Source organism: Bradyrhizobium sp. IC4059 (assembly GCF_020193615.1).
In the GTDB taxonomy this organism is placed as follows: domain Bacteria; phylum Pseudomonadota; class Alphaproteobacteria; order Rhizobiales; family Xanthobacteraceae; genus Bradyrhizobium; species Bradyrhizobium yuanmingense.
On record NZ_JADYVH010000005.1, the window covers coordinates 504,104 to 527,778 of the forward strand.

28 protein-coding genes are annotated in these 23,675 nt (G+C 65.2%); 12 read left to right on the forward strand and 16 right to left on the reverse strand.

Going from position 1 to position 23,675, the window contains the following annotated elements; all coding sequences use genetic code 11:
- Positions 1–165: 165 nt before the first annotated feature.
- On the reverse strand, positions 166–1,587 hold the full coding sequence (gene mgtE, locus I6F12_RS18960; RefSeq protein WP_036025625.1) for a magnesium transporter: 1,422 nt from the start codon (positions 1,585–1,587) through the stop codon (positions 166–168).
- Between the two features lie 83 nt (positions 1,588–1,670).
- Between mgtE and I6F12_RS18965 the strand changes: the two genes are divergently transcribed.
- Complete coding sequence (locus I6F12_RS18965) at positions 1,671–2,498, forward strand: polysaccharide deacetylase family protein (RefSeq protein WP_081494628.1); 828 nt, start codon at positions 1,671–1,673, stop codon at positions 2,496–2,498.
- Positions 2,499–2,655: 157 nt separating this feature from the next.
- Positions 2,656–3,996, forward strand: a complete 1,341-nt coding sequence (locus tag I6F12_RS18970) for a polysaccharide deacetylase family protein (RefSeq protein ID WP_225156991.1) — start codon at positions 2,656–2,658, stop codon at positions 3,994–3,996.
- A 104-nt stretch (positions 3,997–4,100) separates the two neighbouring features.
- Here I6F12_RS18970 and I6F12_RS18975 read toward each other — a convergent pair whose 3' ends face one another.
- Positions 4,101–4,475: a hypothetical protein gene (locus I6F12_RS18975; protein WP_225156992.1), complete on the reverse strand. Its 375-nt coding sequence runs from the start codon at positions 4,473–4,475 to the stop codon at positions 4,101–4,103.
- 284 nt (positions 4,476–4,759) lie between these two features.
- Between I6F12_RS18975 and I6F12_RS18980 the strand changes: the two genes are divergently transcribed.
- Positions 4,760–5,017: a hypothetical protein gene (locus I6F12_RS18980; RefSeq protein WP_036013744.1), complete on the forward strand. Its 258-nt coding sequence runs from the start codon at positions 4,760–4,762 to the stop codon at positions 5,015–5,017.
- Between the two features lie 22 nt (positions 5,018–5,039).
- Here the strand turns inward: I6F12_RS18980 and I6F12_RS18985 are convergent, their stop codons facing one another.
- From I6F12_RS18985 to I6F12_RS19010, 6 genes are all read right to left on the reverse strand, one after another.
- Positions 5,040–5,228 (reverse strand): hypothetical protein, encoded by a 189-nt coding sequence (locus I6F12_RS18985; protein ID WP_225114944.1) that lies wholly within the window; start codon positions 5,226–5,228, stop codon positions 5,040–5,042.
- A gap of 10 nt (positions 5,229–5,238) precedes the next feature.
- Positions 5,239–5,568: a four-helix bundle copper-binding protein gene (locus tag I6F12_RS18990; protein WP_225156993.1), complete on the reverse strand. Its 330-nt coding sequence runs from the start codon at positions 5,566–5,568 to the stop codon at positions 5,239–5,241.
- A 98-nt stretch (positions 5,569–5,666) separates the two neighbouring features.
- Positions 5,667–6,569 (reverse strand): NAD(P)/FAD-dependent oxidoreductase, encoded by a 903-nt coding sequence (locus I6F12_RS18995; RefSeq protein WP_225156994.1) that lies wholly within the window; start codon positions 6,567–6,569, stop codon positions 5,667–5,669.
- The gene (locus tag I6F12_RS19000) at positions 6,566–7,642 is read right to left on the reverse strand and encodes a flavodoxin family protein (protein ID WP_225156995.1); all 1,077 of its coding nucleotides are present in this window, start codon (positions 7,640–7,642) and stop codon (positions 6,566–6,568) included. The genes I6F12_RS18995 and I6F12_RS19000 overlap by 4 nt, the downstream gene beginning before the upstream one ends.
- Before the next feature lie 65 nt (positions 7,643–7,707).
- The gene (locus I6F12_RS19005) at positions 7,708–7,908 is read right to left on the reverse strand and encodes a hypothetical protein (RefSeq protein WP_036013732.1); all 201 of its coding nucleotides are present in this window, start codon (positions 7,906–7,908) and stop codon (positions 7,708–7,710) included.
- Positions 7,908–8,117: a hypothetical protein gene (locus tag I6F12_RS19010; RefSeq protein WP_225144604.1), complete on the reverse strand. Its 210-nt coding sequence runs from the start codon at positions 8,115–8,117 to the stop codon at positions 7,908–7,910. Before I6F12_RS19010 ends, I6F12_RS19005 begins: the two co-directional genes overlap by 1 nt.
- A 286-nt stretch (positions 8,118–8,403) precedes the next feature.
- Here I6F12_RS19010 and I6F12_RS19015 point away from each other — a divergent pair, with 286 nt between their 5' ends.
- Positions 8,404–8,688 carry a hypothetical protein gene (locus I6F12_RS19015; protein ID WP_225130075.1) on the forward strand — a complete coding sequence of 95 codons (285 nt, stop codon included), beginning with the start codon at positions 8,404–8,406 and terminating at the stop codon, positions 8,686–8,688.
- A 19-nt stretch (positions 8,689–8,707) separates the two neighbouring features.
- Here the strand turns inward: I6F12_RS19015 and I6F12_RS19020 are convergent, their stop codons facing one another.
- Together I6F12_RS19020 and I6F12_RS19025 are read right to left on the reverse strand one after the other, a co-directional pair.
- A complete protein-coding gene (locus tag I6F12_RS19020) occupies positions 8,708–8,908 on the reverse strand; it encodes a hypothetical protein (RefSeq protein ID WP_225156996.1) in 201 nt (66 codons plus the stop codon).
- 135 nt (positions 8,909–9,043) lie between these two features.
- Entirely contained in the window at positions 9,044–9,226 is a 183-nt protein-coding gene (locus I6F12_RS19025) for a hypothetical protein (protein WP_225135755.1), read from the reverse strand.
- Between the two features lie 296 nt (positions 9,227–9,522).
- Here I6F12_RS19025 and I6F12_RS19030 point away from each other — a divergent pair, with 296 nt between their 5' ends.
- The gene (locus I6F12_RS19030) at positions 9,523–9,717 is read left to right on the forward strand and encodes a hypothetical protein (RefSeq protein WP_109143437.1); all 195 of its coding nucleotides are present in this window, start codon (positions 9,523–9,525) and stop codon (positions 9,715–9,717) included.
- 71 nt (positions 9,718–9,788) lie between these two features.
- Here I6F12_RS19030 and I6F12_RS19035 read toward each other — a convergent pair whose 3' ends face one another.
- The 4 genes from I6F12_RS19035 to I6F12_RS19050 all read right to left on the reverse strand — a co-directional run bounded on the left by I6F12_RS19035 (position 9,789) and on the right by I6F12_RS19050 (position 15,210).
- Positions 9,789–10,547 carry a Crp/Fnr family transcriptional regulator gene (locus I6F12_RS19035; RefSeq protein ID WP_225156997.1) on the reverse strand — a complete coding sequence of 253 codons (759 nt, stop codon included), beginning with the start codon at positions 10,545–10,547 and terminating at the stop codon, positions 9,789–9,791.
- Positions 10,547–13,714 (reverse strand): CheR family methyltransferase, encoded by a 3,168-nt coding sequence (locus I6F12_RS19040; RefSeq protein WP_225156998.1) that lies wholly within the window; start codon positions 13,712–13,714, stop codon positions 10,547–10,549. The genes I6F12_RS19035 and I6F12_RS19040 overlap by 1 nt, the downstream gene beginning before the upstream one ends.
- A 209-nt stretch (positions 13,715–13,923) precedes the next feature.
- Positions 13,924–14,193, reverse strand: a complete 270-nt coding sequence (locus I6F12_RS19045) for a hypothetical protein (RefSeq protein WP_225125042.1) — start codon at positions 14,191–14,193, stop codon at positions 13,924–13,926.
- Between the two features lie 9 nt (positions 14,194–14,202).
- The gene (locus tag I6F12_RS19050; protein WP_225125040.1) at positions 14,203–15,210 is read right to left on the reverse strand and encodes a chemotaxis protein CheB; all 1,008 of its coding nucleotides are present in this window, start codon (positions 15,208–15,210) and stop codon (positions 14,203–14,205) included.
- A gap of 87 nt (positions 15,211–15,297) precedes the next feature.
- Between I6F12_RS19050 and I6F12_RS19055 the strand changes: the two genes are divergently transcribed.
- Complete coding sequence (locus I6F12_RS19055; protein WP_225152402.1) at positions 15,298–15,693, forward strand: response regulator; 396 nt, start codon at positions 15,298–15,300, stop codon at positions 15,691–15,693.
- Between the two features lie 364 nt (positions 15,694–16,057).
- Here I6F12_RS19055 and I6F12_RS19060 read toward each other — a convergent pair whose 3' ends face one another.
- Positions 16,058–16,840: an SDR family NAD(P)-dependent oxidoreductase gene (locus I6F12_RS19060; RefSeq protein WP_225156999.1), complete on the reverse strand. Its 783-nt coding sequence runs from the start codon at positions 16,838–16,840 to the stop codon at positions 16,058–16,060.
- A 152-nt stretch (positions 16,841–16,992) separates the two neighbouring features.
- Here I6F12_RS19060 and I6F12_RS19065 point away from each other — a divergent pair, with 152 nt between their 5' ends.
- The 6 genes from I6F12_RS19065 to I6F12_RS19090 all read left to right on the forward strand — a co-directional run bounded on the left by I6F12_RS19065 (position 16,993) and on the right by I6F12_RS19090 (position 22,754).
- The gene (locus I6F12_RS19065; RefSeq protein ID WP_225152398.1) at positions 16,993–18,168 is read left to right on the forward strand and encodes a zinc-dependent alcohol dehydrogenase; all 1,176 of its coding nucleotides are present in this window, start codon (positions 16,993–16,995) and stop codon (positions 18,166–18,168) included.
- Between the two features lie 11 nt (positions 18,169–18,179).
- Positions 18,180–18,764, forward strand: coding sequence for a hypothetical protein (locus I6F12_RS19070; protein WP_225135767.1), 585 nt, complete (start codon positions 18,180–18,182; stop codon positions 18,762–18,764).
- Complete coding sequence (locus I6F12_RS19075; protein ID WP_225157000.1) at positions 18,745–20,349, forward strand: alpha-amylase family glycosyl hydrolase; 1,605 nt, start codon at positions 18,745–18,747, stop codon at positions 20,347–20,349. The genes I6F12_RS19070 and I6F12_RS19075 overlap by 20 nt, the downstream gene beginning before the upstream one ends.
- Positions 20,350–20,512: 163 nt before the next feature.
- Positions 20,513–20,692, forward strand: a complete 180-nt coding sequence (locus I6F12_RS19080) for a hypothetical protein (RefSeq protein ID WP_027575113.1) — start codon at positions 20,513–20,515, stop codon at positions 20,690–20,692.
- Positions 20,689–21,843 (forward strand): DUF305 domain-containing protein, encoded by a 1,155-nt coding sequence (locus I6F12_RS19085; RefSeq protein WP_225157001.1) that lies wholly within the window; start codon positions 20,689–20,691, stop codon positions 21,841–21,843. Before I6F12_RS19080 ends, I6F12_RS19085 begins: the two co-directional genes overlap by 4 nt.
- Before the next feature lie 128 nt (positions 21,844–21,971).
- Complete coding sequence (locus I6F12_RS19090) at positions 21,972–22,754, forward strand: Crp/Fnr family transcriptional regulator (protein WP_225157002.1); 783 nt, start codon at positions 21,972–21,974, stop codon at positions 22,752–22,754.
- 48 nt (positions 22,755–22,802) lie between these two features.
- Here I6F12_RS19090 and I6F12_RS19095 read toward each other — a convergent pair whose 3' ends face one another.
- Positions 22,803–23,411, reverse strand: a complete 609-nt coding sequence (locus tag I6F12_RS19095; protein WP_036013669.1) for a cysteine hydrolase — start codon at positions 23,409–23,411, stop codon at positions 22,803–22,805.
- Between the last annotated feature and the right edge of the window lie 264 nt (positions 23,412–23,675).

Below are 23,675 nucleotides of genomic sequence, written 5' to 3' on the forward strand. Positions count from 1 at the left end.
CAAAGGCGATGATGCGGCAGGTCGCTTAAAGTCGGATTAAAGACGGTTGTCGTCATTCCGGGGCGCGCGAAGCCCGAGCCCGGAATCTATTGTGCAGCGTCGACGCGGACAAATGGATTCCGGGTTCGCGCCAAGTGGCGCCCCGGAATGACGATGGGGTGAGACCTACTTCAACCCGAACCAGAGCGTCGCAATCCCGAGGAAGGAGAAGAAGCCGACGACGTCGGTCACGGTGGTCACGAACGTGCCCGACGCCACCGCCGGGTCGGCCCGCACGCGATCCAGCGCCATCGGGATCAGGATGCCGCCGAGCGCGCCGGCCACGAGGTTGCAGACGATGGCGAGCCCGATGACGATGCCGAGGCCCGGGATCTTGAACCAGGCCACCGCGGCGATGCCGGTGATCACGGCGAAGGCGAGGCCGTTGACGAGGCCCACCAGGGCCTCGCGCATCACCACGCGCCAGGCGTTGGAGGAACCGAGCTCGCGCGTCGCCAGCGCCCGCACCGCCACCGTCATGGTCTGGGTCGCGGCATTGCCGCCCTGGCTCGCCACGATCGGCGCCAGCACCGCGAGCGCGACCATCTTCTCCAGCTGGCCCTCGAACAGGCCGAGCACGGAGGACGCCAGGAACGCGGTGGCGAGGTTCACCAGCAGCCAGTTGAAGCGGCCGCGGGCGATGGTGAGGAACGTGTCCGACAGCTCTTCGTCGCTGGTGACACCGCCGAGCGCCTTGAGGTCCTCGTCCGCCTCCTCCTCGATGACGTCGACGACGTCGTCGACGGTGATGACGCCGACGAGGCGATCCTGGGTGTCGAGCACGGGCGCGGCGACGAGATTGTATTTGCCGAACATGCGCGCCACCTCTTCCTGGTCCTCCAGGACGGAGACGCGGCGGCGGTCCTCGTCGGTGAGCTCGGTCAGCGCCACCGGCCGGCGCGTGCGCAGGAGCACGTCGAGCGGCACCGCGCCCTGCCAGTGCTGTTCCTTGTCGACGACGTAGATCTCGTAGAAGCGGTCGGGCAGATCCGGCGTCTCGCGCATGTAGTCGATCGCCTGGCCGACCGTGAAATCCTGGGGCACGGCGATGAACTCGGTCTGCATGCGGCGGCCGGCGGAGTTCTCCGGGTACAGCAGGCTGCGCTCGAGCGCGACGCGCTCCTTGAGCGGCAGCTTCTCCAGAATCTCTTCCTGCTCCTCGGCACCGAGGGTTTCCAAGAGCTCGACCGCATCGTCGGATTCGAGCTCACGGACGCCCTCGGCGACCGTCTCCGGCGGCAGCTCCTCGAGGATCTCCTCGCGGACGGTCTCATCGACCTCGTTCAGCGCCGAGAAATCGAAATCGCGGCCGGTGAGCTCGACCAGGCGGACGCGGTCGTCGGGCTCGAGGGCGCCGATCAGATCGCCGAGATCGGCCTCGTGCAGCTCCGCGACGCAGGCACGCAGCGCCGCGCTGTCCCCGGCCTCGATCGCACGGGCGACCTCCTCGACGAATTCGTGCCTGATATCGCCGTCTTCATTGCGCATCGGCACGTGGTCGAGTACCGAATCCGCAGCCGATGGGGCAACGTCCAGATGTTCATCCATGGCGCGCCTCGCCGTTTGACAGGTTGGAACCGGTGGTGTGAGCTGAGGCTTCAGGCAATACCCACAAGGCAAAGCCGAGCGCAATGGCAAAGATGCTGCGACTAAGGTGGACCTCGACCATGGCGGGCGCGCTTGTCGCAACCGTCATCGGCAATGCCGCGACCGTCATCGGCGCCGCCGAGACGGAGGCCGCCGAGTGCCCGCGCAAGGACGCGCTCGGCACCTCGCGCGTCTTCAGCGTCGATCCCAAGACCTATCCGCGCGTGGGCCTGAAGAGCTTTCCGCAGACGCTGCCGCTGGCCGATCGCGAGGTCGTGCTGACCTTCGACGACGGGCCGAACCCGCCGACGACGTCGAAAGTGCTGGCGGCGCTGGCACAGGAATGCGTGCGCGCGACCTTTTTCCTGATCGGCCAGCACGCCTCCGAGCACCCGGACATGGTCAAGCGCATCGCCCGCGAGGGCCACACCGTCGGGCATCACTCCTACTCGCATCCGTTCATGGGGCGTATTCCGTTCGAGAAGGCCATGGCCGACATCGATCGGGGCATTGCCGCAGACGAAATGGCGCTACACGGAGTCTCGACGACGACACCCTCGACGCCGTTCTTCCGCTTTCCCTATTTCGAGTCGACCCAAGCGCAGCTCGACCTGCTCCAGTCGCGCGGCATCATTGTGTTCGGGGCCGATTTATGGGCCAGCGACTGGGAGGAGTTGACGCCGGAGCAGCAATTGAAGCTCGTCACCGAGCGTCTGGCCGCGAGCGGAAAGGGCATCATCCTCTTCCACGACAACAAGGCGCGCACGGCCGCAATGATGCCGGCGTTTCTACGGTATCTGAGGGAGAACGACTATCGGGTGGTCCACATCGTCCCGGCGGGCACATCACAGAAGAGCGCCGATACGCGCTGATGCCGGAATGTCACGCCCGGGCAAAATGGGGTGATTTGGGGCCAATTAACACTCTGTTCATGCTACCCCGTGAAGATGAGAGCGGCTGCGGCTGAACCGTTTTGAGCCATCTCCGACCTATCTAGGGCGCCAAATTGCATGGGGGCAGACGAGGTTCATGATCGGAAGTAGCGTTGTTTTGCGGACGCGATCGTGGATCGTCCTCTGTCTGGGAATGCTCACCGCCGGTTCGCCGGCCGCGCTCGCAGCCGAGTGTCCCGGCCACCCCGACGCCCTCGGCACCTCCCGCACCCTCGTTGTCGATCCGCGCGAACATCCGCTGATCGGCACCATGCAGTACCGCGAGACGCTGCCGCTGAAGGACCATGAGGTCGTCCTGACCTTCGACGATGGTCCGATCCCGAAATATTCGAACCAGGTGCTCAAGATCCTCGCCGACGAATGCATCAAGGCGACCTTCTTCATCGTCGGCAACCAGGCCAAGGCCAATCCGGAAGGCGTGCGCAAGCTGGTCGCGGCGGGCCATACCGTCGGCACGCACAGCATGGACCATCCGCTGACCTTCGACCGGATGCCGATCGAGAAGGCCGAGGCGGAGATCAATGGCGGCATCGAATGGACCGCAGCCGCGATGACCGATCCGTCGCAGCTCGCCCCGTTCTTCCGCATTCCCGGGCTGATGCGCGCCGAGGGCCTCGAGAACCATCTGATCTCGCGCGGCCTCCAGGTCTGGAGCGCCGACTTCCCGGCCGACGATTGGCGGCACGTCTCGTCCGACCGCGTCTACCAGCTCGCGATCCAGCGGCTGGAGGCCAAGGGCAAGGGCATCCTGTTGCTGCACGACATCCAGGCCCGCACGGTGGCGGCGCTGCCCAAGATCATCCGCGACCTCAAGGCGCGCGGCTATCGCATCGTGCATGTGGTGCCCGCCAGTCCCGAGCGGCCGGCGACGCCGACCACGCCGGTCGAATGGCTGATGCATCCGCCATCCGAGACGACGCCGATCGCGCGCTGGCCGCGCGTGCCGCGTTTCGTGTTCACGCAGACCAGGACGCTGCCGGCGCCTGCGCTCGCGAACCTCAATGTGCAGGGCGAGCATCAGTCGCTGCTGCCGCGCCGGAGCAAGGGCCAGATCAACCTCGCATCCACCCTGCCCGTCCCGGGTCGCGATCTGTTCGCGATTCCGGAAGGCTCGGTCGAGGTGCTGATGTCGACGACCTCATCGCGGCGCGCCGCGACCCGGCTCGCCATGGCGGCCGAGAGGCCACATCCGGCCAAGGACAAGGCAGCACAGGGCAGAGGCGCGAAGGGCAAGACGGCCAAGCTGCATGGGCGGCGTACCGCCCAGGCGGCGCCGGCTGCAGCGGATCACGCCGCGCAGCCCGTCGACATCGTACCCAAGAGTACCGCAGCGAAGAGCGCCGCGGCCAATGGCGCGGCCTCCAAGGGCGTGCCGCCCCGTCCGACCCGCGTCGCCAGCCTGAAAAAACGCGCCTAAAGCGCGATGAGATTAGGATGAATCATCATCGCGCTTTAGGTTGTTGTTTATGCATGATCTTTTCGGAAAACCGCTTCGCACTTTTCCGGATCATGCTTTAGCTGCTATTGCCGCATGATGGCGGCGACGCAGAGCAGCACGATCAGCGCCAGGAAGAACAGGTCCATGTAGGACTTGAGCTCGCCGTCCCGCCGCAGCCGCGCGACGTCGGTGATCACCTGCTTGCGCGCGGTGGTGCTGCCCGAACCGTCGTTGATCGGAGGCTGAAGGCGCTTGGTCTCGGCCTCCAGCTTCTCGATCTTCTGGAAGAAGTAGAACGCCCGCAGCGTCGAGGCCGCGCGCATGGCGGCATAGACCAGCACCAGGATCGCCAGGATCGCCCGGTTCGGATACTTTTCCATGAAGTTCAAGCTGAAGTAGACCACCGCCATGAAGGCGAAATTGGTGAGGAAGCGGTAGACGAAACTGAGAAAAACCATGCTGGCTCGAACCTTGAGGGGGTCGCAACCATATGGTGTTGCGACGTGCGGGATCGGGACCCAGACCGGAACGGCGAGCCTGGATACGGCCCGTCTACGCCAAGTTTGTTTCAACAAAGATACTGCCGCCCCCGCAACTAGCCGCCTTTTAGCCTGAGGCGGCCATAAGGCAAGCCGGAGCATGGCCCCTGGCCTCGCGCGCGCGAACGGCCCGCAACGGCTCAATGGCGATTTGGCCGAAGGCGCGGTAAACTGTGACCGCCACCAGATGTGGGGTTCTTCCGATGTCGAAGAAGGGAATCACGGGCCACGACGACTGGGTTCTGACCGAGGCACTCGCGACCGCCCTGGTCGCGCTGGAGCAGCTCGAACCGAAGCACCAGCCGAACGCGCATATGGAGGACATCCGCAAGCTGCTCGCGAACGGCAAGGAGCCGGCAGCGGTGAGCCTGCATCTTGCGCAGGCCAAATGCCGTCTGTTTCCCGAGCTCGACCCGCTGCAGATCTACCGGGAATACGGCATCGGCGAGGAGTATGGCTGAGGCCGCCGGTCGACGATCGAGCTCAAGGCCCGCCGGCGACCGATCCTGCGATCACCATGACAAGCGCGCCGAGGTCGATCTTGCCGTTGACCGTCAGCTCCTCCGAGGCCGCTCCGTCTCCCGCGCCCTGCACCTTCAGCGATTGCGGCCGGTCGGCGGCCTGACGCTGCAATTCGCCGACGATCGCTTCCTTGAGTTTCTCTTCCAGCATAGGCACCTCCTCAAGCCGCCATCGCGCGGCAGGATTGGGCGCAGGAGCGGCACGTCGCGACGCATTCGTCCATGCCGCCGATCCGGGCGCAATCCTCGGCACATTCGGTGCAAATTTCGGCGCACTCACCGCAGGTGTGCTTATGATGCGGCGTGTTGATCAGCATGAAGTGCGCGGCGGTCCGGCAGATCTCGGCGCAGGCCATCATCAGGCGGAAATGTTTCGGCTCAACATGCTTGCCGCCGGTCTCGAGGCAATGGTGCATCGCCGTGCCGAGACATGTCTGGTAGCAGCTCATGCAAAGCGCGATGCAGCGGGTCATGTCTTCGGATTGAGCCATCGGTTGTCTCCAGTTGCGCGCCCCGCTCCGCTCGACCAAAGCGGGGCAACGCGCTTCGTTCCCGGTTCCAGTCGATTGTGAGGGCCACCGCCGTCCCATCACGCAAATCGCGGCGGCAGGCTGTTGTGGATCGTGCAGGCCGCGATGGCCGCGTGGCCGAACGCGACCGAGATCTGGTGCAGGTCGGTGACGACGTCGCCGATTCCGTAGAGCCCGGCGACCGACGTGCGCTGGTGATCGTCGACCTTCAAATGACCGTCCGCAGTGTGGTCGGCGCCCAGCGCCATCGCGAGCTGGGAGCGGACCTCCGCGCCCATCGCAGGATAGACGATGTCGAATTGCGCGGTACGTCCGTCGGCGAAATCCGCTTCAACGCCGCCGCCTCGCCGCGCCAGGCGCAGCTCGGGCGCGAACACGATTCCGACGCCCGCCTCGGACAGCTCCGACGTTGCGGCCTTCGCGTCGTCCGCGCCGGTCGCAAGCAGCGTCACGTCGCGCGCATAGCCACGCAGGAAGAGCGCCTTTGCGGCGGCACGATCCAGCGGCCCGACGACGCCAATGCGGCGGCCGGTGGCCTCGAAGGCGTCGCAGATCGGGCAATAGCGCAAGAGTCCGTCCGCGACCGCCGCGCGCCACTCCGCGAACGGCGGATGGGTATCGACGATCCCGCAGGCGAGAATGACTGTGGCGGCCGAATGCCCGCGGCCATTCCAGCTCGCTTCAAAACCGTGTTCGTGACGCTGCAACGCCGTGACCTCGGCCTCCACGCGTGTGACGGCGAGCTCGTTCAGCTGGGCCGACATCCGCTCGATCAGCTCCGCGCCGGACAGGCCGTGGACGAAGCCGGGGACATTGTGGCTGCGCGGGATCAGAGCCGCCCGGCTCGCGCCGGCGTCCACGACGCAGACGCGGCGGCGGAAGCGCGCCAGATAGATCGCGGCCATCAGTCCCGCCGGCCCGCCTCCGACGATCAGGCATTCAAGGGGTGGCGCGCCAGTCATTTGGGGTTCGGGTCCGCAAGACCGGCGCCGGGCTCATCGAGGCGCCCGCTTCGCGCGAGCCGGACGGCATTGCCGAGCGCGCGCGCCGCATTCTGCACTTCCTGCTGGAATTCGCGGTCCTCGTCGAGCTCACGATGGGATGTGGCGTATGGCTCGTCGTAGCCGACATAACCGTCGAGCTCGGCGTAGCGCCCTGCCGAGATCAGCTGCATGTCGGTCAGCCAGTCGGACAAGGCCCGTCGCACGCCCTCGGCGCCGACCGCATCGCCGTGAACGACGAGGCCGAAATGGCGGCCGGCGAGATGACGCGGATAGGGCCAGCCCTTCAGCTCGATCGCCTTGGCTTCCGCGGCGTTCTTGCCGTGGGTCGAGGTCGGATCGGGATTGCCGCCGTCGGCGCAGACCATGCGGTCCATCATCGCCTTGAGACCGGCGGGCACGTGATACCAGTTCACGGGCGCCACGATCAGAATGCCGTGGGCGGCAACCCAGAGCGGATAGATCTCGTTCATCCAGTCGTGGGTCTGGCCCAGCGAGTAGTTCGGATAGCAGCTGCACGGCCAGTGGCACAGCGGCATGGCGGTGCCGACGCAGGACTTGCAGGGATGAATGGTTTTGCCGAATTCCGAAGCGAGGCGCGACAGATCGAGGATGTCGACGGCAAATCCCATCTCGATGAAGACGGGCTCGGCCAGCTTGACCAGCCGCCAGGTCTTGGACATCTCGCCGGGACAGGTGTGCTCGCTGCGGGCCGAGCCGTTGATGATCAGGATGCGCGGCGTCTCGTCGGCATCGTCGTGGCGACGCTGCGCCTCCAGGATTTTTGAGCGCGCATCGAGCCAGTCGACGGCAAGATCGTAGTTCGGGTCGGAAAAGCCTGCGCCGGCCTTCCGCGTCAACGGTGCCTTGCGCGAATGGCTGTAGGCGTCCCAGGCCGCAGCGATGATGGCATCGAGCTCGCGCCCAAGCGGAGCAAAGGCGGGATCGACGAACTGACGCTTGTAGCGCCGCTCGAACTCCTCACGCGACAGCTTGACGGGCGGCATCCCCTTGCGAATGTCGGCGTCCGTCATGCTGGCTCCTGGCGAAGTCGAATCCCTCCGACCCAACCCGGCGCCCAGCGCGCGGTTCCCAAGCCTTACTGGCGAACAAGCTCCTGCGGCGCATCGAATTTGGCGATCCGTTGATCGAGCCGCCACAGCTCGATGCGATGCACCAGGACGAGCGAGGCGGCTTCGCGCTTGGCCTGCTCGTCGTCGTCGCAGACGAGGTTGATGCATCCGAACACGTGCCCGTCCGGATCGATCTGGAACGCGCGGTAGTGCTTGATACTTGCCACTATAGGTGTCCTCGCCTTGGAGCGACGGGTGCGCTGAGCCAATCCGTGAGGTTCGAGGTCACTTCGTTCTGCTTGGCGCGACGCAGCAGCATCTCGCGTTCCCTGCCCGGCGGCAGGTCGCGTGCCCGCTCGCGGGCGCTTTCGGCAAAGGCGGCTAGCCGCTCCTGAAGCGTTTGGGTCTGTTTCCTGCGGTTACGTTTGGCGGTCATTTGTACTTTTGAACTTTCGTGGACAATTCGGTTGAAAGGAAATCGGCCCCGGCGGGGGATCGGGCGCCGGGGCCCAGGCTCTCTTGTCACTCAAGTCGCTTGCCGGTCGAGGCGGCTCGGCCCGGCAACGATTGTAGCTTCCGTCGCAACAGCCGGTTCCGGCATTTCAATAAGTTAACGCTGCGAGATTTTGCGCAAATCACAACCGCAGGACCGATCGATCCGGACTGCGCCGGAACCGAAATGCTGATTCGTATGTTCAAGGACGACCTGAAGGAGGATCATCATGGCAAAAGCAGCATTGAAACGCCCGGGGTCGCCGATCGGCCGCAAAGGACCGCGCAAGGCAAATCCCGCCTACAAGCGCCGCGCGCGCGAGCCGTGGACAGCGGCGGATGTGAACAAGCTGAAGCAGCTTGCGAAAGGCAACACGCCGACCGGCGTGATGAGCATCAAGCTGCAGCGCCCCGTCACGGCCATTCGCAGCAAGGCGCAACGCGAAGGAATATCGCTGCGGCCGGTCAACCGCTCCCCGTACAATCGGCGAAGCAAGGCCGCGAAGCGGCGCTGACGACGCGCATCGCGCCGGGCTAGCTTGGCGGCTGCAGGTCCGGCGACCGCAGCCACTCGCTCATCTGAGACCCAGTTTCCGCCTGACGCGCCTTGCGCAGGACTTCGTCGCGCGCCGCGCCGGGCGGAAGCAAGCTGGCCTGTTCACGGAGCCGCTCCGCCTCGGCGGCGAGCCGCGCTTCCAGAGTGTCGACTTGCTTGAACCGATGTCGCGTCCTCATGAGGCGTCCTCCTGGTGCATGAGGTCGAGCGCGCCGTTGCGTTCCGACGGGTGTTGATGCCAGGCTACACAGCCTGGCCAACGATCTAACGTTCCAGAAAGGGAACGGTTGCCTGTTTCGGCGAAAAGACCGGAGTTAGGATTCTTCGTTGTCCCGGCGCGCCCTGATCTCGGAGCGAAGCATGGCGCTGTCCATGATGGCGAGGCGCAAATCGTTCACCGCGTCGCCGTAGCGTCCCGCGACTTGTCTGTGCTGCTCTCGGAGGGCGCGGCTCTCTTCGATAACGCGTGTTGCGCGGGCAAACAGGGTCTCTGGCATCAGGCATCATGCGACGGAGAGTCGCGAGCGCGCACTTGCATAGGTTACTCAAATGGCGCCAACGGCTCAAACAGCGTCGCCGATTAACCTGGATCAAGCCGTCACAACCCCGCCGGACCGCCCTCAACCACGCATCGGTAGGCCGACACAGGAATTGATCGGCAGATCCCCGATTTCCTTAGCTGACACGCCACAGCGGGTGTACGGTCACCTCATCACCGGCTGTGGCTCTGCCGTAGGCGCCGGTGGCTGAGAGACCGATGGTGCTCCCGCCTGCATGACCGGGGGAGCGCCTGATGGCGAAGCCAACTCGTTATCCGTTGCAGTCCGATGAGAAGCACGTGCAGCAGGTTCGCAAGGCGATCCGTGAATCGCTGGAGGTATTGACGCTTCCTCGACCGGATACGTTCCTGGGCCGGAAAACTCACGAGCCTTTTCCGAGTGAAGACGATGTTGGTGTGCAGGACGGACAGCGCTCCAAACCGGCGTGATTGCGAGCAGGACGACATCCTGTTCCGGCCCATGTCAGCGAAATGACTCGTCTGGCCGCGACGGAACGGCGTCAACGGACCGCTTCAGTCGCCCGGTAGATCCCGAGATAGCTAGGCGAATACAGCGCCGCGTTCTTGAGCGCATCGAGGTCCGGGATGGTCAGCGTCCGCTCGCGCAGCACGATCAGCTTCGCCGCGCGCAGCTCCTGGAGCGTCCGATTGAGGTGAACGACCGAAAGCCCCGTCGCATCGGCGAGATCCGTCTGCGTGACGGGCATGAGGCAGGAATTGCCGTCGACCAGTCCCACCGGGCGAAGCCGCTCGAAGATTTCGCAGAACAGGTGCGCCACGCGCTCCAGCGCGACGCGGCGGCCGAGATTGATCGCCCATTCGCGCTGGATCGCGCTGTTGAGCAGAGTCTCGCACCAGAACGCTTCCGAGAGCGTAGGGTTGTTGGCGAGGAGGTTCTCGAAGCGGGCGCGCTTGATCTCGGCATAGACCACGGGCGTCAGCGCCACGATGGAATGATCCATCTCCGACAGCAGGTAAGCATGCGCATCGCAGCTTTCGCCCGGGAAGATGAAATTGACGATCTGGCGCCGGCCGTCATCGAGCGTCTTGTAGCGGCCGAGCCAGCCCGACAACAGGACGCGGACGGCATCGACGGGATCACCCTCGCTGATCAGATCCTCGCCGGATCCGGCGCGCTGGAGGCCCTCGAGCATGGCGTATTCCAGCGATGCGCGAGCCTCGGCCGACAACGGCCGTAGCGCGCTCAGCCGACGAATGGCCGGCTCCAAAACGCTGCGATCGGCTGTCGACAACGGCATCAGGCGGCGACCACCGGTGTATGGAAGGCACGCTTGGTCAGGGGCATGGTGATGGTGCATTGCAAGCCGGCCGGGTTGAATGTCATCGTGGTTTGCCCCTTCAGCTCGAACGCCAGCGTGCGCTCCAGAAGCTCGGTCCCGAAACCTTTTCGCGGCCTGGTCGTGACGGCGGGCCCGCCGCGCTCCCGCCACTCGAACACCAGATCCGCCGGCTCGGTGCTCTCATCGACGCGCCAGGTGACCTCGATGCGCCCGCCTGGCTGACTGAGTGCCCCGTACTTGAGCGCGTTGGTCGCGAGCTCGTGGATCGCGAGCGCGAAGGTTTCGGCGGCCTTGGGCTGGAAGCGGATCTTGGGACCCGAGACTCGCATCTGCTCGCCTTCGCGGGCATTGTAGGCGAGCAGCTCCTCCACCACGAGATACTCTAGATCGACGCCGCCTTCGGGATCGCGCGTCACCAGCGCCTGGGTGCGGGCGAAGGCATTGAGACGGCCGTCCAGATGGGAGGCGTATTCCTCCACGGTCGAGCTCGTTTCCGCCGAGCGGCGGGCGATCGAGCGCACCACGCCGAGCGTATTGCGAACCCGGTGCTGGAGCTCGGCCAGCAGCAGGCGCTGCCGCTCCTCGGCGCGGGTGATTGCGGTGACGTCGATGAAGGTAATGACGACACCCGCGATGAAATTGTCGACGCTGCGATACGGCAGGATGCGCACGATGTAGCGCGCGCCGCTATCCGGCGCGCTCAGCTCGCGCTCGATGCTGGCGAGCGTGCGCAGCACCCGGCGAATGTCGTCGTAAAGCTCCTCGATCGGGATACGTGCCTTGATATGGCTGATGGGCCGGCCGGTGTCGGTCTCGACCAGATGCAGGAGCTGGGTGATCGCGGGCGTGAAGTTCATCACGCGCAGATCGTTGTCGAGGAACACGGTTGCGATCTGTGTGCTCTCGAGGAAATTCTTCAGATCGCTGGTGGCACGCGTCAGCTCCTGAACGCGGTGCGCGAGCTCGCCGTTCACGGTGGTCAGCTCCTCGTTGACCGACTGCAGCTCCTCGCGCGAGGTCTCCAGCTCCTCGTTGGCCGACTGCAATTCCTCGTTCAGCGATTGATATTCCTCGTTCGAGGATTTCAGCTCCTCGTTGGTGCTCTCGAGCTCCTCGATGGTCGCCTGAAGGCGCTCGCGTGTCGCACGCAGATCGTTCTCGAGACGCTCGATATGCTCGGTGCGCACCAGGGCGTTGGGATTGGCGGCGTCGGCCTCGATGGTCCGCGCCGGGCCGTCCTTGAACAGGACGACGAAATTGCGGTGGCCGCCGGCGCCCTCCTGGATCAGCTCGACCGTAATGTCCACCAGGACGCGGTGACCGTTCACCCCAAGTTGCACCTGCTCGGCATGGACGGATTCGTTGGTCTCGGCGGCGCGGCTGAGCGCGGTGCGCAATTCCAGCCGGAGATCGCGGTGCGCGAGCTGCAGCAGGTCGAGCGTGGCGGCGCCCGCCGTCGGCTCGATGTAGCGGCCGGTGCGCCCGGAGAAATGCAGGACCTGGAAATTTTCGTCGGTGATGACATAGGCCGGTGCATAGCGCTCCGCGATGCGCTGCGCGCGCCGCTCGAGGCCGACGTCGGGCCCGAACGAGCGAACCGCCGGCACCTCGACCGGCACCCGGCCGGCCGCGGTCGTGATCGGAAATTCCGGCGGCAGCCGCGTTCCCGTCTCGAGCTTCTTGAATATCCGGGCGCGGCGGTCGACCGGCGCGAACAGCTTCGGATGCCGGGTCACGTTCTCGGAATTGCCGAGGAACAGATAGCGCTCCGGCAGCAGCGCGAAATGGAAGAGCGGAATCACGCGGTTCTGCAGCTCGGCGTTGAGATAGATCAGCAGATTGCGGCAGGAGACGAGATCGAGCTTGGAGAACGGCGCATCCTTGATGACGTTGTGCTGCGAGAAAATGCACATCTCGCGCAGCTCCTTCACCACGCAATAGGTATCGCCCTCGCGCACGAACCAGCGCGCCAGCCGCTCGCTGGTCATGTCCGCCTCGATATTGGTGCGATAGCGGCCGACGCGGGCGGTCGTGAGCGCCCGCCCGTCGATGTCGGTGGCGAAGATCTGCACCTGCGGCACGGAATCCATCCGCGCCATATACTCACGCAGGAGAATGCCGATCGAATAGGCCTCCTCGCCGGTGGCGCAGCCGAGCACCCAGACGCGGACCTGCTGGCCAATCCCCTTGCCCTCGAAGATCTTGGGAATGATCTGCGTCTCCAGCACCTCGAATTCGCGCTTGTCGCGGAAGAATTCGGTGACGCCGATCAAGAGATCGTTGAAGAGATTTTGGGCCTCGTCCTTGTCGTTGCGAAGGAGATCCACATAAGCGGCAATGTCGTCGATCCGGACCACCTGCATGCGCCGCTGCACCCGGCGCAGGAAGGTGTTCTGCTTGTAGCCGTGAAAATCGTTGCCGGTCTTGTTGCGCAGGATGTCGGCGATGCGCGACAGCGAGGTGGCGGCCGCAGCCAGGACTTCGTCGAAGCCCTGCTTCTCCTCCAGACGCCTGAGATGACGGGCATAGACCTGGATGTGCTCGGGGATATCCTCGGGCGGAAGCACATAATCGGCAATCGCAGCGGGCGTGTTGCCGTCGAGATGCCCGGCCTCCTCCGCGTTTCCGATCTTCTCGGCGATGGCGAGGCCGCCGTGATCCTTCAGCGTCGCCGTGCCCAGCGTACCGTCGCCCCCGGTGCCCGCAAGGATGACACCGATAGACTGCTCGGCGCGCTCCTCGGCCAGCGAGACCAGGAAGCTGTCGATCGTGGCGCGTTCGCCGGGCGCCTGCTCGGCCTTGCGGATTGCGAAGCGGTCCCCCTGGATGGTGGTGATCATGGCCGGTGGACACAGATAGATCGTGCCGCCTTCGACCGGGCGGCCGTCGGCAATCTCGACCACCTTGCTGCCGTTGGAATTCTGCACGATCTCGCGCAGCCGCGGCTCGTCGAATGCTTCGTGGTGCTGAAGCGCCAACACGATGGCCTGATCGGTCGCGACCGCCATCTTGGCGAAGAAGCGCTCGATGCTGTCCAGCGCGCCCGGCGAGGCGCCGACCCCTATGATCAGCGGGGTCCTGCTCTGGCGCTGTGCATCGACCGGCTGGTCGCTGACTTCGGTCATGGCTCTGGCGGCTCACTGGCTGGCGGGAACCCGATGGGCGCCCCGTCCTGCACATAGCAGAATTCAATATTATCCCAACACATCAAAGGCAAAAATGTCCCGGGCATCTCTTTGACCCAGCTAGCCCGATTGAGGGGACAAGCGCGAGTGGGCCGCCTGCTGCTGCGCTGCGTCGCACAGCGCAGCTTGAGAGATGGGCGTCGCGCGCCCTACGCTTCCGGATTGACCTCGTGCTGGAGAAAGGCGACGCGCTGCTCGATCAGGGTGCGGTGGCGCTCCCATTCGACCAGCGTCTGCTTGAGCAGGTCGACCAGCCGCTCCGCCTGACAGGTGTCATGACCGCCCGCCATGAGTTCGCGCACCCGGTCCTCCTGATTGCGGACCCGCAGCCAGCCTTCCTCGATATCCCGCTCCGCCTTCACTAGGAGGCGTCGCTCGGCATCGAGCTGCGCGACGCGTTGGGCAAGGGGGATGGCCATGGCGGCGCCTTACGCCTCCCGTTTGCCTACGGAAGGATCCAGCGACTTTAGCACGACGCGTCGGATCATGTCGGCATATTCGCGGTATTCGAACGCCCGAGCCTCGTACATCTCGGCGACGGCAGCCCGGCCGCTGCGCCGGCCGTCGGCGGCCATGCGCTGCACCAGCTCCGCCCGCTCCTCGATAATCCGCAATGCCACGCGCAAGGCTTCGTCGACGCGCCCCTCCTGCTCCTTGGCGAGCGCATCGGCGGTGAAGCCGTGGCCGACCTGGCAGCGGAAACGCATCGGGCGGGCATTCTTGACCTCCGAGAGCACCCCGCCGCAGGATGGACAGGTCAGGGCGACAGGGTCAGCCATGGCGGCGAGATTGTCGCTTCCGATCCGCTCACCGGCCGCGATCTCGACCTCGAGCCTGATCTCGGGCGGAATCGGCAGCGCGGCGCCGGCCTGCTCCCTGACGAGCTCGGAGAGCACGTCGCCCATGGTGGCGCCGGGAACGCAGAGATCGACCGTGGTCGCCTCCATGGCGCGCCGCGGCATCTCGTCCGAGATCGCGTCCGCGGGGTCTTGCACCACGGCCATCCCGCCGCAGCGTTTGATGGCGTTGAGGCCGGAAGCGCCGTCCGACAACAGGCCGCTCAGGAGCACGCCGATGACGCGCGGCCCGTGATAGAGCGCGGCGGAGCGGAACAACGCATCGATCGCCGGCCGCACCATGTTCTCGCGCGGGCCGCGGCCGAGGAAGATGCGGTCCTCCGTGACGAGAAGATGATGGTCCGGCGCACCCAGGTAGATCTGGCCGGGCTCGATCTTCATGCCGTTCTCGGCCTGCCGCACCGGAAGTGGACCGGCACTGCCGACCACGGTGGAGAGGATGCCGATGCCCTGCGCCGGAATGTGCAGCACGACGAAGACGGCGGCCGGCAAATCCGCGGGCAGACGGCCCAGAATCTGCTTCAATGGAGCGGTCGCCCCGGCCGAGCCCCCGATGACAATGATGTCGCGGTTGCCCATGGAACCCGCCTCCAATTGCATCGTTTGCAGTTTGCACCAAGGCGGATCGCCGGCTTATGTTCCTATGCGTTTGGAGGCCGAGACAGCATGGCGACATCGTCGCATCAGCGCGCAGAGCTCAAGGGGCGCCGCATCTTCGTGGTCGAGGACGAGTATTTTCTCGCCGATGACATCGGCAAGACATTCCGCGCGCTGGGCGCCGAGATCGCCGGTCCCGTCGGCGATCTCGAAGACGCGCTCAAGATCCTGCACGACGGCACCGTCCTGGACGCCGCCGTGCTCGACGTGAACATCCGCAGCGAAATGATCTTTCCGATCGCCCGCGAGCTGAGAGCGCGGAACGTGCCCTTCCTTTTCACCACCGGATACGACAAGATCACGCTCAGTCCGGAATTTCAGGACGTGCCGCTCCTGGAAAAGCCGATCGATCTTGCGGCGATGGCACGGAAGCTCACCGGACTCATCGCCGAACAGCCGGTCTAGCAAAAGCGGTTGAAAGCTCGCAGCCGGGCGACGATCAAAATAGATGCGCGAAAGCAAGCCACGCGGTCACCGCCAGGCACAGGATAACTGCGGCGTAAGGTAGCGCGATGCGCAAGACGGCAAGCTCCCCACCTTCAGCTCATCATCATCCAGACGATCGCAACCATCATCACGAGAAAACCCGTAACGGCAGTCGCGATAAAGGCCTGTTCGATGCGATCCATCGCCAGAGCAGCCCCCCTCTTGGTTCAGCCCGTACAATTTGACGGTTTGAGGGCCGCGGCGCATTAGGCTATGTGAATCGGGGGTCTGCTTTCTCTTCGCAGAGGGTTCGCGCGCTTCGCAACATTGCGCGCGCGTCGCTCTAAGACCTTGCGGTACCGGGCTCCGCCATCTTGCGGTGCTGCTTGGCCAGCATCTCGTTCGGCGTGACGTTCGCGACCGTGGTCTGGATCTTGTTCTTCAGCCCGGTGACGATATCGGCCTCACCGCGCAGCATCGCATCGAAGCCGGCCTTGGCAACATCGTAGGCGCCGTCCTTCTTGTCGGTGCCGACCTTGGTGTCCATCATGTCGGCGCGGCGGAAGAACTCGGTCTCGGTCGCCCCCGGCATCAGGCAGGTCACGGTGACGCCGCTGTCGCGCAGCTCCTCGCGCAGCGCAAATGAGAATGAATCGAGGAACGCCTTGCTGGCGTTGTAGGCGGCCTGGAAACTGCCCGGCATGAAGCCGGCGATCGAGCCGGTGATGAGGATGCGGCCGGCATTGCGGCGAAGCATCTCATGGCCGACGCGGTGGATCAGATACAGCGTGCCGGTGATGTTGGTGTCGATGAGGTGTTTCACCCTGGCAAAGTCCTGGTCGAGGAACGCCTTGCCGAGGCCGATGCCGGCGTTGGCGAGCAACGCGTCAATCGGCCGGTCGCCGACCGCCGCGCACAGCTTGTCGACGCCCTCGGTGGTCGCAAGATCGGTCTCGACCGGCTCCACGCTGCCGCCGAGCCGCCGGAGATCGACGGCCACCTGCTCGATCTGGGACTCGTCGGCCGCGACGACGAGGTTGAACCCCGCCTGCGCGCAGCACCTGGCGAGTTCCAGACCGATACCGGTTGAGGCGCCTGTGACGACGGCGAGTTGATTGGCGGGCATGCGCACATCCTTGGAATTGAGGTGATCACGCTCAATCGCCGCCCTGCTCCCTCGTTCCTATTTGCGCAGTGCGAAGAATTTGCGCGCGGCGATAGCAACCATCGTTCGTGCCTGGACTTAGATGGCACGTGGCTCAACCGGGAGGACGGACGATGAAGGCGCTGGTCTGGCACGGCAAGGAGGACATCCGGTGCGACACCGTCACCGACCCGGAGGTCCAGGATCCGCGTGATGCCATCATCAAGGTGACGAGCTGCGCCATCTGCGGCTCCGACCTGCACCTCTTTCACAATTTCATCCCGGGCATGCTGCCCGGCGACATCATGGGCCACGAGACCATGGGCGAAGTGGTCGAGGTCGGCTCGGGCGTCGACGGCAAGCTGAAGAAGGGCGACCGCATCGTCGTGCCGTTCACGATCATTTGCGGCGAATGCGACCAGTGCAAGCGCGGCAATTTCTCGGTGTGCGAGACCACGAACCGCAAGCGTCATCTGGCCGACAAGGTGTTCGGACACACGACGGCGGGCCTGTTCGGCTACACGCATCTGACCGGCGGCTATCCCGGCGGCCAGGCCGAATATCTCCGCGTGCCCTTTGCCGACGCCACCCACATCAAGGTTCCGGCCGGCATCCCGGATGAGCAATTGCTGTTCCTCAGCGACATCTTCCCGACCGGCTGGCAGGCCGCCGCGCAATGCGACATCGAGCCGACCGATACGGTCGCGATCTGGGGCTGTGGCCCGGTCGGGCAGATGGCGATCCGCAGCGCCATCCTGCTCGGCGCCAACCAGGTGATCGCGATCGACTGCCTGCCCGAGCGGCTCAGCATGGCCGAGGCCGGCGGCGCCACCACGATCAACTTCGAGACCGAGAGCGTGGTGGAGCGGCTCCAGGAGCTGACCGACGGCAAGGGTCCGGAAAAATGCATCGACTGCGTCGGCATGGAATCTCATGTGATGCCATCGCTGCCCGACACCCTGCTCGACCGCGCCAAGCAGATGGTGATGGCCGAGAGCGACCGGCCCCACGTGCTGCGGGAGATGATCTATGTCTGCCGTCCCGGCGGCATCATCTCGGTGGCCGGCGTGTACAGCGGCCTGTCCGACATGCTCCCGATGGGCGCCTTCATGAACAAGGGCCTGACGATGCGGACCGGCCAGACCCACGTCAACCGCTGGACCGACGACCTGCTCCGCCGCATCGAAGAGGGCGAGATCGACCCGTCCTTCGTCATCACCCACACCGTCCCGCTCGCCCAGGGACCGGAGATGTACCAGGTGTTTCGCGACAAGCGCGATTCCTGCGTCAAGGTCGTGCTGAAGCCCTGAAGGAGCTAGCCATGTTTCATTTCTCCAACATCGTGCGCACCAAGGGCGACCCCAAGATCGTCGAGGGCGGACCGAGCCTGAAGCAGCCGGCGGACCAGCTCGCGCGCGCACTCGGCTGGTTCAGCATCGGCCTCGGCGTCGTCGAATTGTTCGCGCCGAGGCGCGTCACGCACACGCTGGGCATGGAAGGCCATGAGACCCTCGTCCGCGCCTTCGGCGTGCGCGAAATCATGGCCGGGATCATGACGCTGTCGGTCGAGAAAAACGCCGGCCTGTGGGCTCGCGTCGGCGGCGACGGCCTCGATGCCGCCGCGCTGCTGTCCGGGCTGACGGCGGACAATCCCAAGAAGGGCAATGTCGCGCTCGCACTGCTGATGGTCGGCGGCATCGCCGTGCTCGACTACCGCGCCGCGCAGGACACCAGGCCACGCCGCCCGCCGCGCGATGCACGGCGCAAGCTCTATCCGAACCGCAGCGGCTTTCCCAAGGGCATCGAGAGCGCCCGAACTGCGGCAAGGCAGATCGCGGCGCATGCCAAAACAAACCATGTCAATACAAACGAGGTGAAGCAAGGTGATGAGCGACGCGTCCCGTGATGAAGCCGCGTGGTGGGAATCCGCCGTCATCTACGAGATCGCGCCGATCTCCTTTCAGGACTCGAACGGCGACGGCAAGGGCGACCTCGCCGGGCTGTTGTCGCGCATCGACTATCTGAAGTGGCTCGGCGTCGGCGCGGTCTGGCTGACGCCGATCTACAAGAGCCCCTTCCGCGACCTCGGCTATGATATCTCCGACTATTGTTCGATCGATCCCGCCTTCGGCAGCCTCGAGGAGTTCAATCGCCTGCTCGAAGCGCTGCACGCTGCGGGCATCCGGCTTATCCTCGACCTCGTCCCCAATCACACCGCGAACGATCACGCTTGGTTCGTCGAGAGCGCAAGCTCGCGCAACAGCGCGAAAGCCGACTGGTACATCTGGGCCGATCCGGCCGAGAACGGCGGGCCGCCCAACAACTGGCTGAGCCGGTTCGGCGGCAGCGGCTGGGAATGGTGCGAGGCGCGCCGGCAATATTACTATCATTCCTTCCTGGTGGAGCAGCCCGACCTCAACTGGCGCAACCCGCAAGTGCGCGCCGCGATCGCCGACGCCATGCGGTTCTGGCTCGACCGCGGCGTCGACGGCTTTCGCGTCGACGCCAGCGCGGTCCTGATCAAGGACCAGCTCTTGCGCGACAACCCGCCGAACCCCAACGCCGAGGGCAAGCCGCCACCGCAGCGGCACACGACGGTGTTCACCGACGATCGGCCCGAGACGATGGATTGCATCGAGTTCATCCGCGAGGTGATCGACGCCTATCCCGGACGGATGTTGTGCGGCGAGGTCCAGGGCAAGACCGACCGCATCGGCCACTTCTACGGCAACGACCGGCCGCGCCTGCATCTGCCGCTCAATTTCGCCCTGCTCGATTCCAAATGGGACGCCCTCTCGCTGCAGGCCACGGTCGACGCCTATCTCAACGCCATCCCTGATGATGGCTGGCCGGTCTGGGTCATCGGCGGCCACGACAAGCAGCGGATCGCGAGCAAGATCGGCGAGGCGCAGATGCGCGTGCTTGCGATGCTGCTGATGACGCTGCGGGGAACGCCGTTCTTCTTCATGGGCGACGAGATCGGCCGCAAGCGCGTGCCGATTCCGCAGGGCCGCGTCCGCGATCCCTTCGAGAAGCTCGTGCCCGGCTACGGCCTGTGCCGCGATCCCGAACGCGCACCGATGCGGTGGGATGACAGCCGCGATGGCGGCTTCACGACGGGCCGCCCATGGCTGCCGCTCGAGCCGCCCGATGGTGCAGCCAATGTCGCCGCACAGCAGCGCGACGAGCGCTCGATCCTCGCTCTGTTTCGCGCGCTGATGGCGCTGCGGCGCGAGCATGCCGGCCTGCAACGGGGCGCCTACGAGCCGCTGCGCTCGCAGAACGATGTCCTGGCCTTCAAACGGACGGAAGGCCGTAACGAAATTCTGGTCGCGCTCAATCTCGCGGCCGAACCGCGGAAATTCCACTGGCAAGGTCGCGGCCGTCTTTTGATGTCGACGCATCTGGATCGGCCGCCCGAGCCCGTGCCGGATGCGTCCATCCTGCTCCGGGGCAACGAAGGCGTGATCATCGCGCTCGAAGCGCGGTGACGTCAGGAGGAACCATCCGCGTCGCGAAGAGTCTGATCAAGGCTTCCGGCGTCTCCCCCCGCCGCCGGAGGCAATTTGCAAGACCGCAGCCCCGGCGCCCACGCCCCCTTCAGGGCGCCGGGGTAGCGGCGTGAGCCACGGCAGGACATATCGGAGGCAGCTCATGGGCAAGACCAAAGGTCTGCAGCAGCGGATCGCCGGCAAGACCAAGCAGGCCGTCGGCGAGATCATCGGCGACCAGGATCTGCACGATGACGGCAAGGCGCAGGCCGAGCGTGGGCGCGACGAACAGGACAAGCCGAGCGAACTCAATCCGCTGAAGAAGCTCAAGCAGCTGACGTGAACGCCGAGCCGCGACCAGCACTCACGAGTGGGGCGCGGCGCACCACCGGCGAGCGGCGGCGTTCGCGCTGGATTGCCGCGGCCGCACTCGGCCTGATCAGCAGCACTTTTTCGACCATCGTCAGCCAGCTCTTCGCTGCCCGCATCGGCCGCGATGCGGCGGTCGATTGGATGACGGTTGCCGCGATTCCTGCGCGCGACTGGGCGATCAGCTCCGAGCCATCCTGGAGCGCGATCCTGGCCGGGATCGCCTTTCACCAATGGGCCGATTTTTCCTGGGCATTGGTTTTCTTCGGCGTGCTCGGACGCTGGACGGCCGACTTGCGGCCGATGACGATCCTGCTGCTGGCGCTGCCCTGGGCCGCGTTCTCTTCAGGCATGGAATGGTTCGTGCTGGTGCCGCTGTTTCCATTCTGGCAGCCGCTGTTCACGCTGCAACAACCCTACTGGATCGGGCTGCTGGTGCATGGCTCCTCCGCCGTGATGTATCCCCTGTTCGCGCGCCTGCGCTGGAGGCGCGGGACTGCGCCTGACAGCGACGTGCGGTTCACGAATATGTGGATCACCGGCGCGCTGGCCGTGATTGCGCTACTTGGGGCGGTCGCATTGTTCGGCGGTCATGGCTACGAGCCGCCGTGGATGGGCCGCGACAGGGATCAAGACCAAGCCTACATCCGTCACATGACAACGCATCATGCCCAGGGCATCGAGCTGGCGCGGACGGCTGCCGAGCGCGCGCAGGATCCGCATCTGCGCAAGCTCGCAATGCTGATGGTCGCGAGCCAGACCGGAGAGAACCGCATATTCGAGAATTGGTGGCTGAGCTGGTTCGACACGGAGATGCCCGATTGCAGCACCGAGGAGCGGGCGGCGATGCCGGGCTTCCTGACGCCGGCCGAGATGCGCCAGGTCAAGACCGCGCCGCCGGACCAGTTCGACATGCTGTTCATCGAGGCGATGAGCCGGCATCACCGCGGTGCGGTCAGGATGGCCGACCAGATGTGGCACAGCCGCGGCGACCCTCGTCTGCGCATCATGGCGCATGCCATCCGCCACGAGCAGCAGGGCGAGATCGCGCTGATGCACGGCACGCGCGGCCTCGCCGCCGTGACCACAGGCGTCCGCAACATGCTCGGCGACAACGTCAATTGAACGTGAGGATCTTGTATCGGCAAGCGGCCTGCTGCCTCGCCGATACTCCAGACGAACCTATCAAACGTTAATGCTTTCCGCCGTCATTATCGGCCACACTTGGGCCGACGGGGGCCGTCGGAGATCAAATGCAGGCAGGATTTGCTTTCTCGAGGCTGGCCGACCGCCTGACGAGCCTCGTCGAACTGACGCGGGAACATCTCGATCTGCTTGCGGACATGCCGAGCAGCATCGCGCATTTCGGCGCGCATCAGACCATCCTGCGGCACGGTGATGAGGCAACGCAATGCTGCCTGGTGCTCCAGGGATATCTGTCCTGGCAGAATGACGAAAGCGCAGATGGCCAGATCACCGCGATTTGCGTGCCCGGCGACATCGCCAACCTGCAAAGCCTGTATCGCCCGCGCATCGAGGGCAACCTGACCGCGCTCGGTTCCGCAATCGTCGCGCTCGTGCCGCACCGCTTCTTTCGCGAGCTCGCGGTGCGATCTCCGGCAATGTCGCACGCCTTGCTGTTGATGCTGCTTGCCGATCACGCCATCCAGCGCAACTGGACGGTGAACCTCGGCAGCCGGGACGCGTTGACACGCGTGGCGCACCTGCTCTGCGAGATCACGGTGCGGCTGCAAACCGTCGGGCTTGCCCGGGATTTCAGGTTGTCCTCGCCCTTCACCCAGTCCGACCTCGCCGCAGCCTGCAGCATCTCCCCGGTCCATGCCAACCGCACCATCCAGGAGCTGCGCCGCTGCCATTTGCTGCAATGGCAGGGCAAGACCTTGACCATCACGGACTGGCCGGGCCTGGTCCGGCTCGCCGGCTTCGACCCAACCTACCTGAGCATGCGGTCCGGCGCGGACGATGCTCGGCCGCCGCATGCGAGACCGGTGGCGGCCGACGTCGCGGTCGCTTGATCCGCCTCGTGGGCGCGAGGACCTTGCGCGGCTCAATGACGTCGGACCCTACTCCCGCCAGACCTCGGCCAGCTCTTCCGCTGTCACCAGGTCGACCTGGCCGTGGAAGCGGGTGCGGTACATCGTCATGAGCGCGTCGTGGCCGACGTCGGACGAGCTGCACAGCGCGTCCTCGACAAGGACGATCCTGAAGCCGAGATCGACGGCGCTCAGGACCGTCGAGAGCACGCAGACGTCCGTCTCCGCGCCCGATATCACGACGGTGCCGACGTTCTTCTCGACCAGCAGGCTCGCAAGACCGGGATTGCTGAACGCGGAATAGGCCGGCTTGTCGATCATTGCCGCCGGCGGAACGAAACGTGCCAAGGCCGGCACGAGCTCCAGAGCCGATGACGGCAGATGCCTGCGCGTCGCCTGGCGCCAGCGGCGGAAATAACTCTGCCATTGCCCCGGGCGGTCCTCCGGATCCTGCGGGGTGATGAAGCGTGTGAAGATCGTTCTCTCCGCGTGGCGCGCAACGACCGAGACGACCGTCGGCAGCACCCGCTCCATCCAGGGCGTCGCCCAAAGGCCATCGGGGGCGAAAATGTTCTGCATGTCAATGCACAGGTGAACGGCGCCGCGGATCTCGGCAACATCGGACATAGCGTCCCTCATCGTCCTCCACCTTCAAGCGCATTCGGCGACCAGTTGCGAATGCGGGGCGAGGGCTTTGGTTCCGACTCGCGGCGTGCAGCGCGAACCCCGCCCAGAAAAGCTATAAAAATGAAGGTGGTGCGCTCGGAGGGCGGTCGCATTTTCTGCGAATTCAATGAGTTATCGAGGACTATCAATGCATCAGGGGCATTTCAAGTCTAAGAATATCTTTCAGGAAGGCCACCCAAGGCGCGTCTTGTCGGGTGGCGTTTTTCGAGAGATCGC

Excerpts from the sequence above, each read along its gene's own strand:
- mgtE (WP_036025625.1), bottom strand. The coding sequence starts at position 1,587 with ATGGATGAACATCTGGACGTTGCCCCATCGGCTGCGGATTCGGTACTC.
- I6F12_RS18965 (WP_081494628.1), top strand. The coding sequence starts at position 1,671 with ATGGCAAAGATGCTGCGACTAAGGTGGACCTCGACCATGGCGGGCGCG.
- I6F12_RS18970 (WP_225156991.1), top strand. The coding sequence starts at position 2,656 with ATGATCGGAAGTAGCGTTGTTTTGCGGACGCGATCGTGGATCGTCCTC.
- I6F12_RS18975 (WP_225156992.1), bottom strand. The coding sequence starts at position 4,475 with ATGGTTTTTCTCAGTTTCGTCTACCGCTTCCTCACCAATTTCGCCTTC.
- I6F12_RS18980 (WP_036013744.1), top strand. The coding sequence starts at position 4,760 with ATGTCGAAGAAGGGAATCACGGGCCACGACGACTGGGTTCTGACCGAG.
- I6F12_RS18985 (WP_225114944.1), bottom strand. The coding sequence starts at position 5,228 with ATGCTGGAAGAGAAACTCAAGGAAGCGATCGTCGGCGAATTGCAGCGT.
- I6F12_RS18990 (WP_225156993.1), bottom strand. The coding sequence starts at position 5,568 with ATGGCTCAATCCGAAGACATGACCCGCTGCATCGCGCTTTGCATGAGC.
- I6F12_RS18995 (WP_225156994.1), bottom strand. The coding sequence starts at position 6,569 with ATGACTGGCGCGCCACCCCTTGAATGCCTGATCGTCGGAGGCGGGCCG.
- I6F12_RS19000 (WP_225156995.1), bottom strand. The coding sequence starts at position 7,642 with ATGACGGACGCCGACATTCGCAAGGGGATGCCGCCCGTCAAGCTGTCG.
- I6F12_RS19010 (WP_225144604.1), bottom strand. The coding sequence starts at position 8,117 with ATGACCGCCAAACGTAACCGCAGGAAACAGACCCAAACGCTTCAGGAG.
- I6F12_RS19015 (WP_225130075.1), top strand. The coding sequence starts at position 8,404 with ATGGCAAAAGCAGCATTGAAACGCCCGGGGTCGCCGATCGGCCGCAAA.
- I6F12_RS19020 (WP_225156996.1), bottom strand. The coding sequence starts at position 8,908 with ATGAGGACGCGACATCGGTTCAAGCAAGTCGACACTCTGGAAGCGCGG.
- I6F12_RS19025 (WP_225135755.1), bottom strand. The coding sequence starts at position 9,226 with ATGCCAGAGACCCTGTTTGCCCGCGCAACACGCGTTATCGAAGAGAGC.
- I6F12_RS19030 (WP_109143437.1), top strand. The coding sequence starts at position 9,523 with ATGGCGAAGCCAACTCGTTATCCGTTGCAGTCCGATGAGAAGCACGTG.
- I6F12_RS19035 (WP_225156997.1), bottom strand. The coding sequence starts at position 10,547 with ATGCCGTTGTCGACAGCCGATCGCAGCGTTTTGGAGCCGGCCATTCGT.
- I6F12_RS19040 (WP_225156998.1), bottom strand. The coding sequence starts at position 13,714 with ATGACCGAAGTCAGCGACCAGCCGGTCGATGCACAGCGCCAGAGCAGG.
- I6F12_RS19045 (WP_225125042.1), bottom strand. The coding sequence starts at position 14,193 with ATGGCCATCCCCCTTGCCCAACGCGTCGCGCAGCTCGATGCCGAGCGA.
- I6F12_RS19050 (WP_225125040.1), bottom strand. The coding sequence starts at position 15,210 with ATGGGCAACCGCGACATCATTGTCATCGGGGGCTCGGCCGGGGCGACC.
- I6F12_RS19055 (WP_225152402.1), top strand. The coding sequence starts at position 15,298 with ATGGCGACATCGTCGCATCAGCGCGCAGAGCTCAAGGGGCGCCGCATC.
- I6F12_RS19060 (WP_225156999.1), bottom strand. The coding sequence starts at position 16,840 with ATGCCCGCCAATCAACTCGCCGTCGTCACAGGCGCCTCAACCGGTATC.
- I6F12_RS19065 (WP_225152398.1), top strand. The coding sequence starts at position 16,993 with ATGAAGGCGCTGGTCTGGCACGGCAAGGAGGACATCCGGTGCGACACC.
- I6F12_RS19070 (WP_225135767.1), top strand. The coding sequence starts at position 18,180 with ATGTTTCATTTCTCCAACATCGTGCGCACCAAGGGCGACCCCAAGATC.
- I6F12_RS19075 (WP_225157000.1), top strand. The coding sequence starts at position 18,745 with ATGAGCGACGCGTCCCGTGATGAAGCCGCGTGGTGGGAATCCGCCGTC.
- I6F12_RS19080 (WP_027575113.1), top strand. The coding sequence starts at position 20,513 with ATGGGCAAGACCAAAGGTCTGCAGCAGCGGATCGCCGGCAAGACCAAG.
- I6F12_RS19090 (WP_225157002.1), top strand. The coding sequence starts at position 21,972 with ATGCAGGCAGGATTTGCTTTCTCGAGGCTGGCCGACCGCCTGACGAGC.
- I6F12_RS19095 (WP_036013669.1), bottom strand. The coding sequence starts at position 23,411 with ATGAGGGACGCTATGTCCGATGTTGCCGAGATCCGCGGCGCCGTTCAC.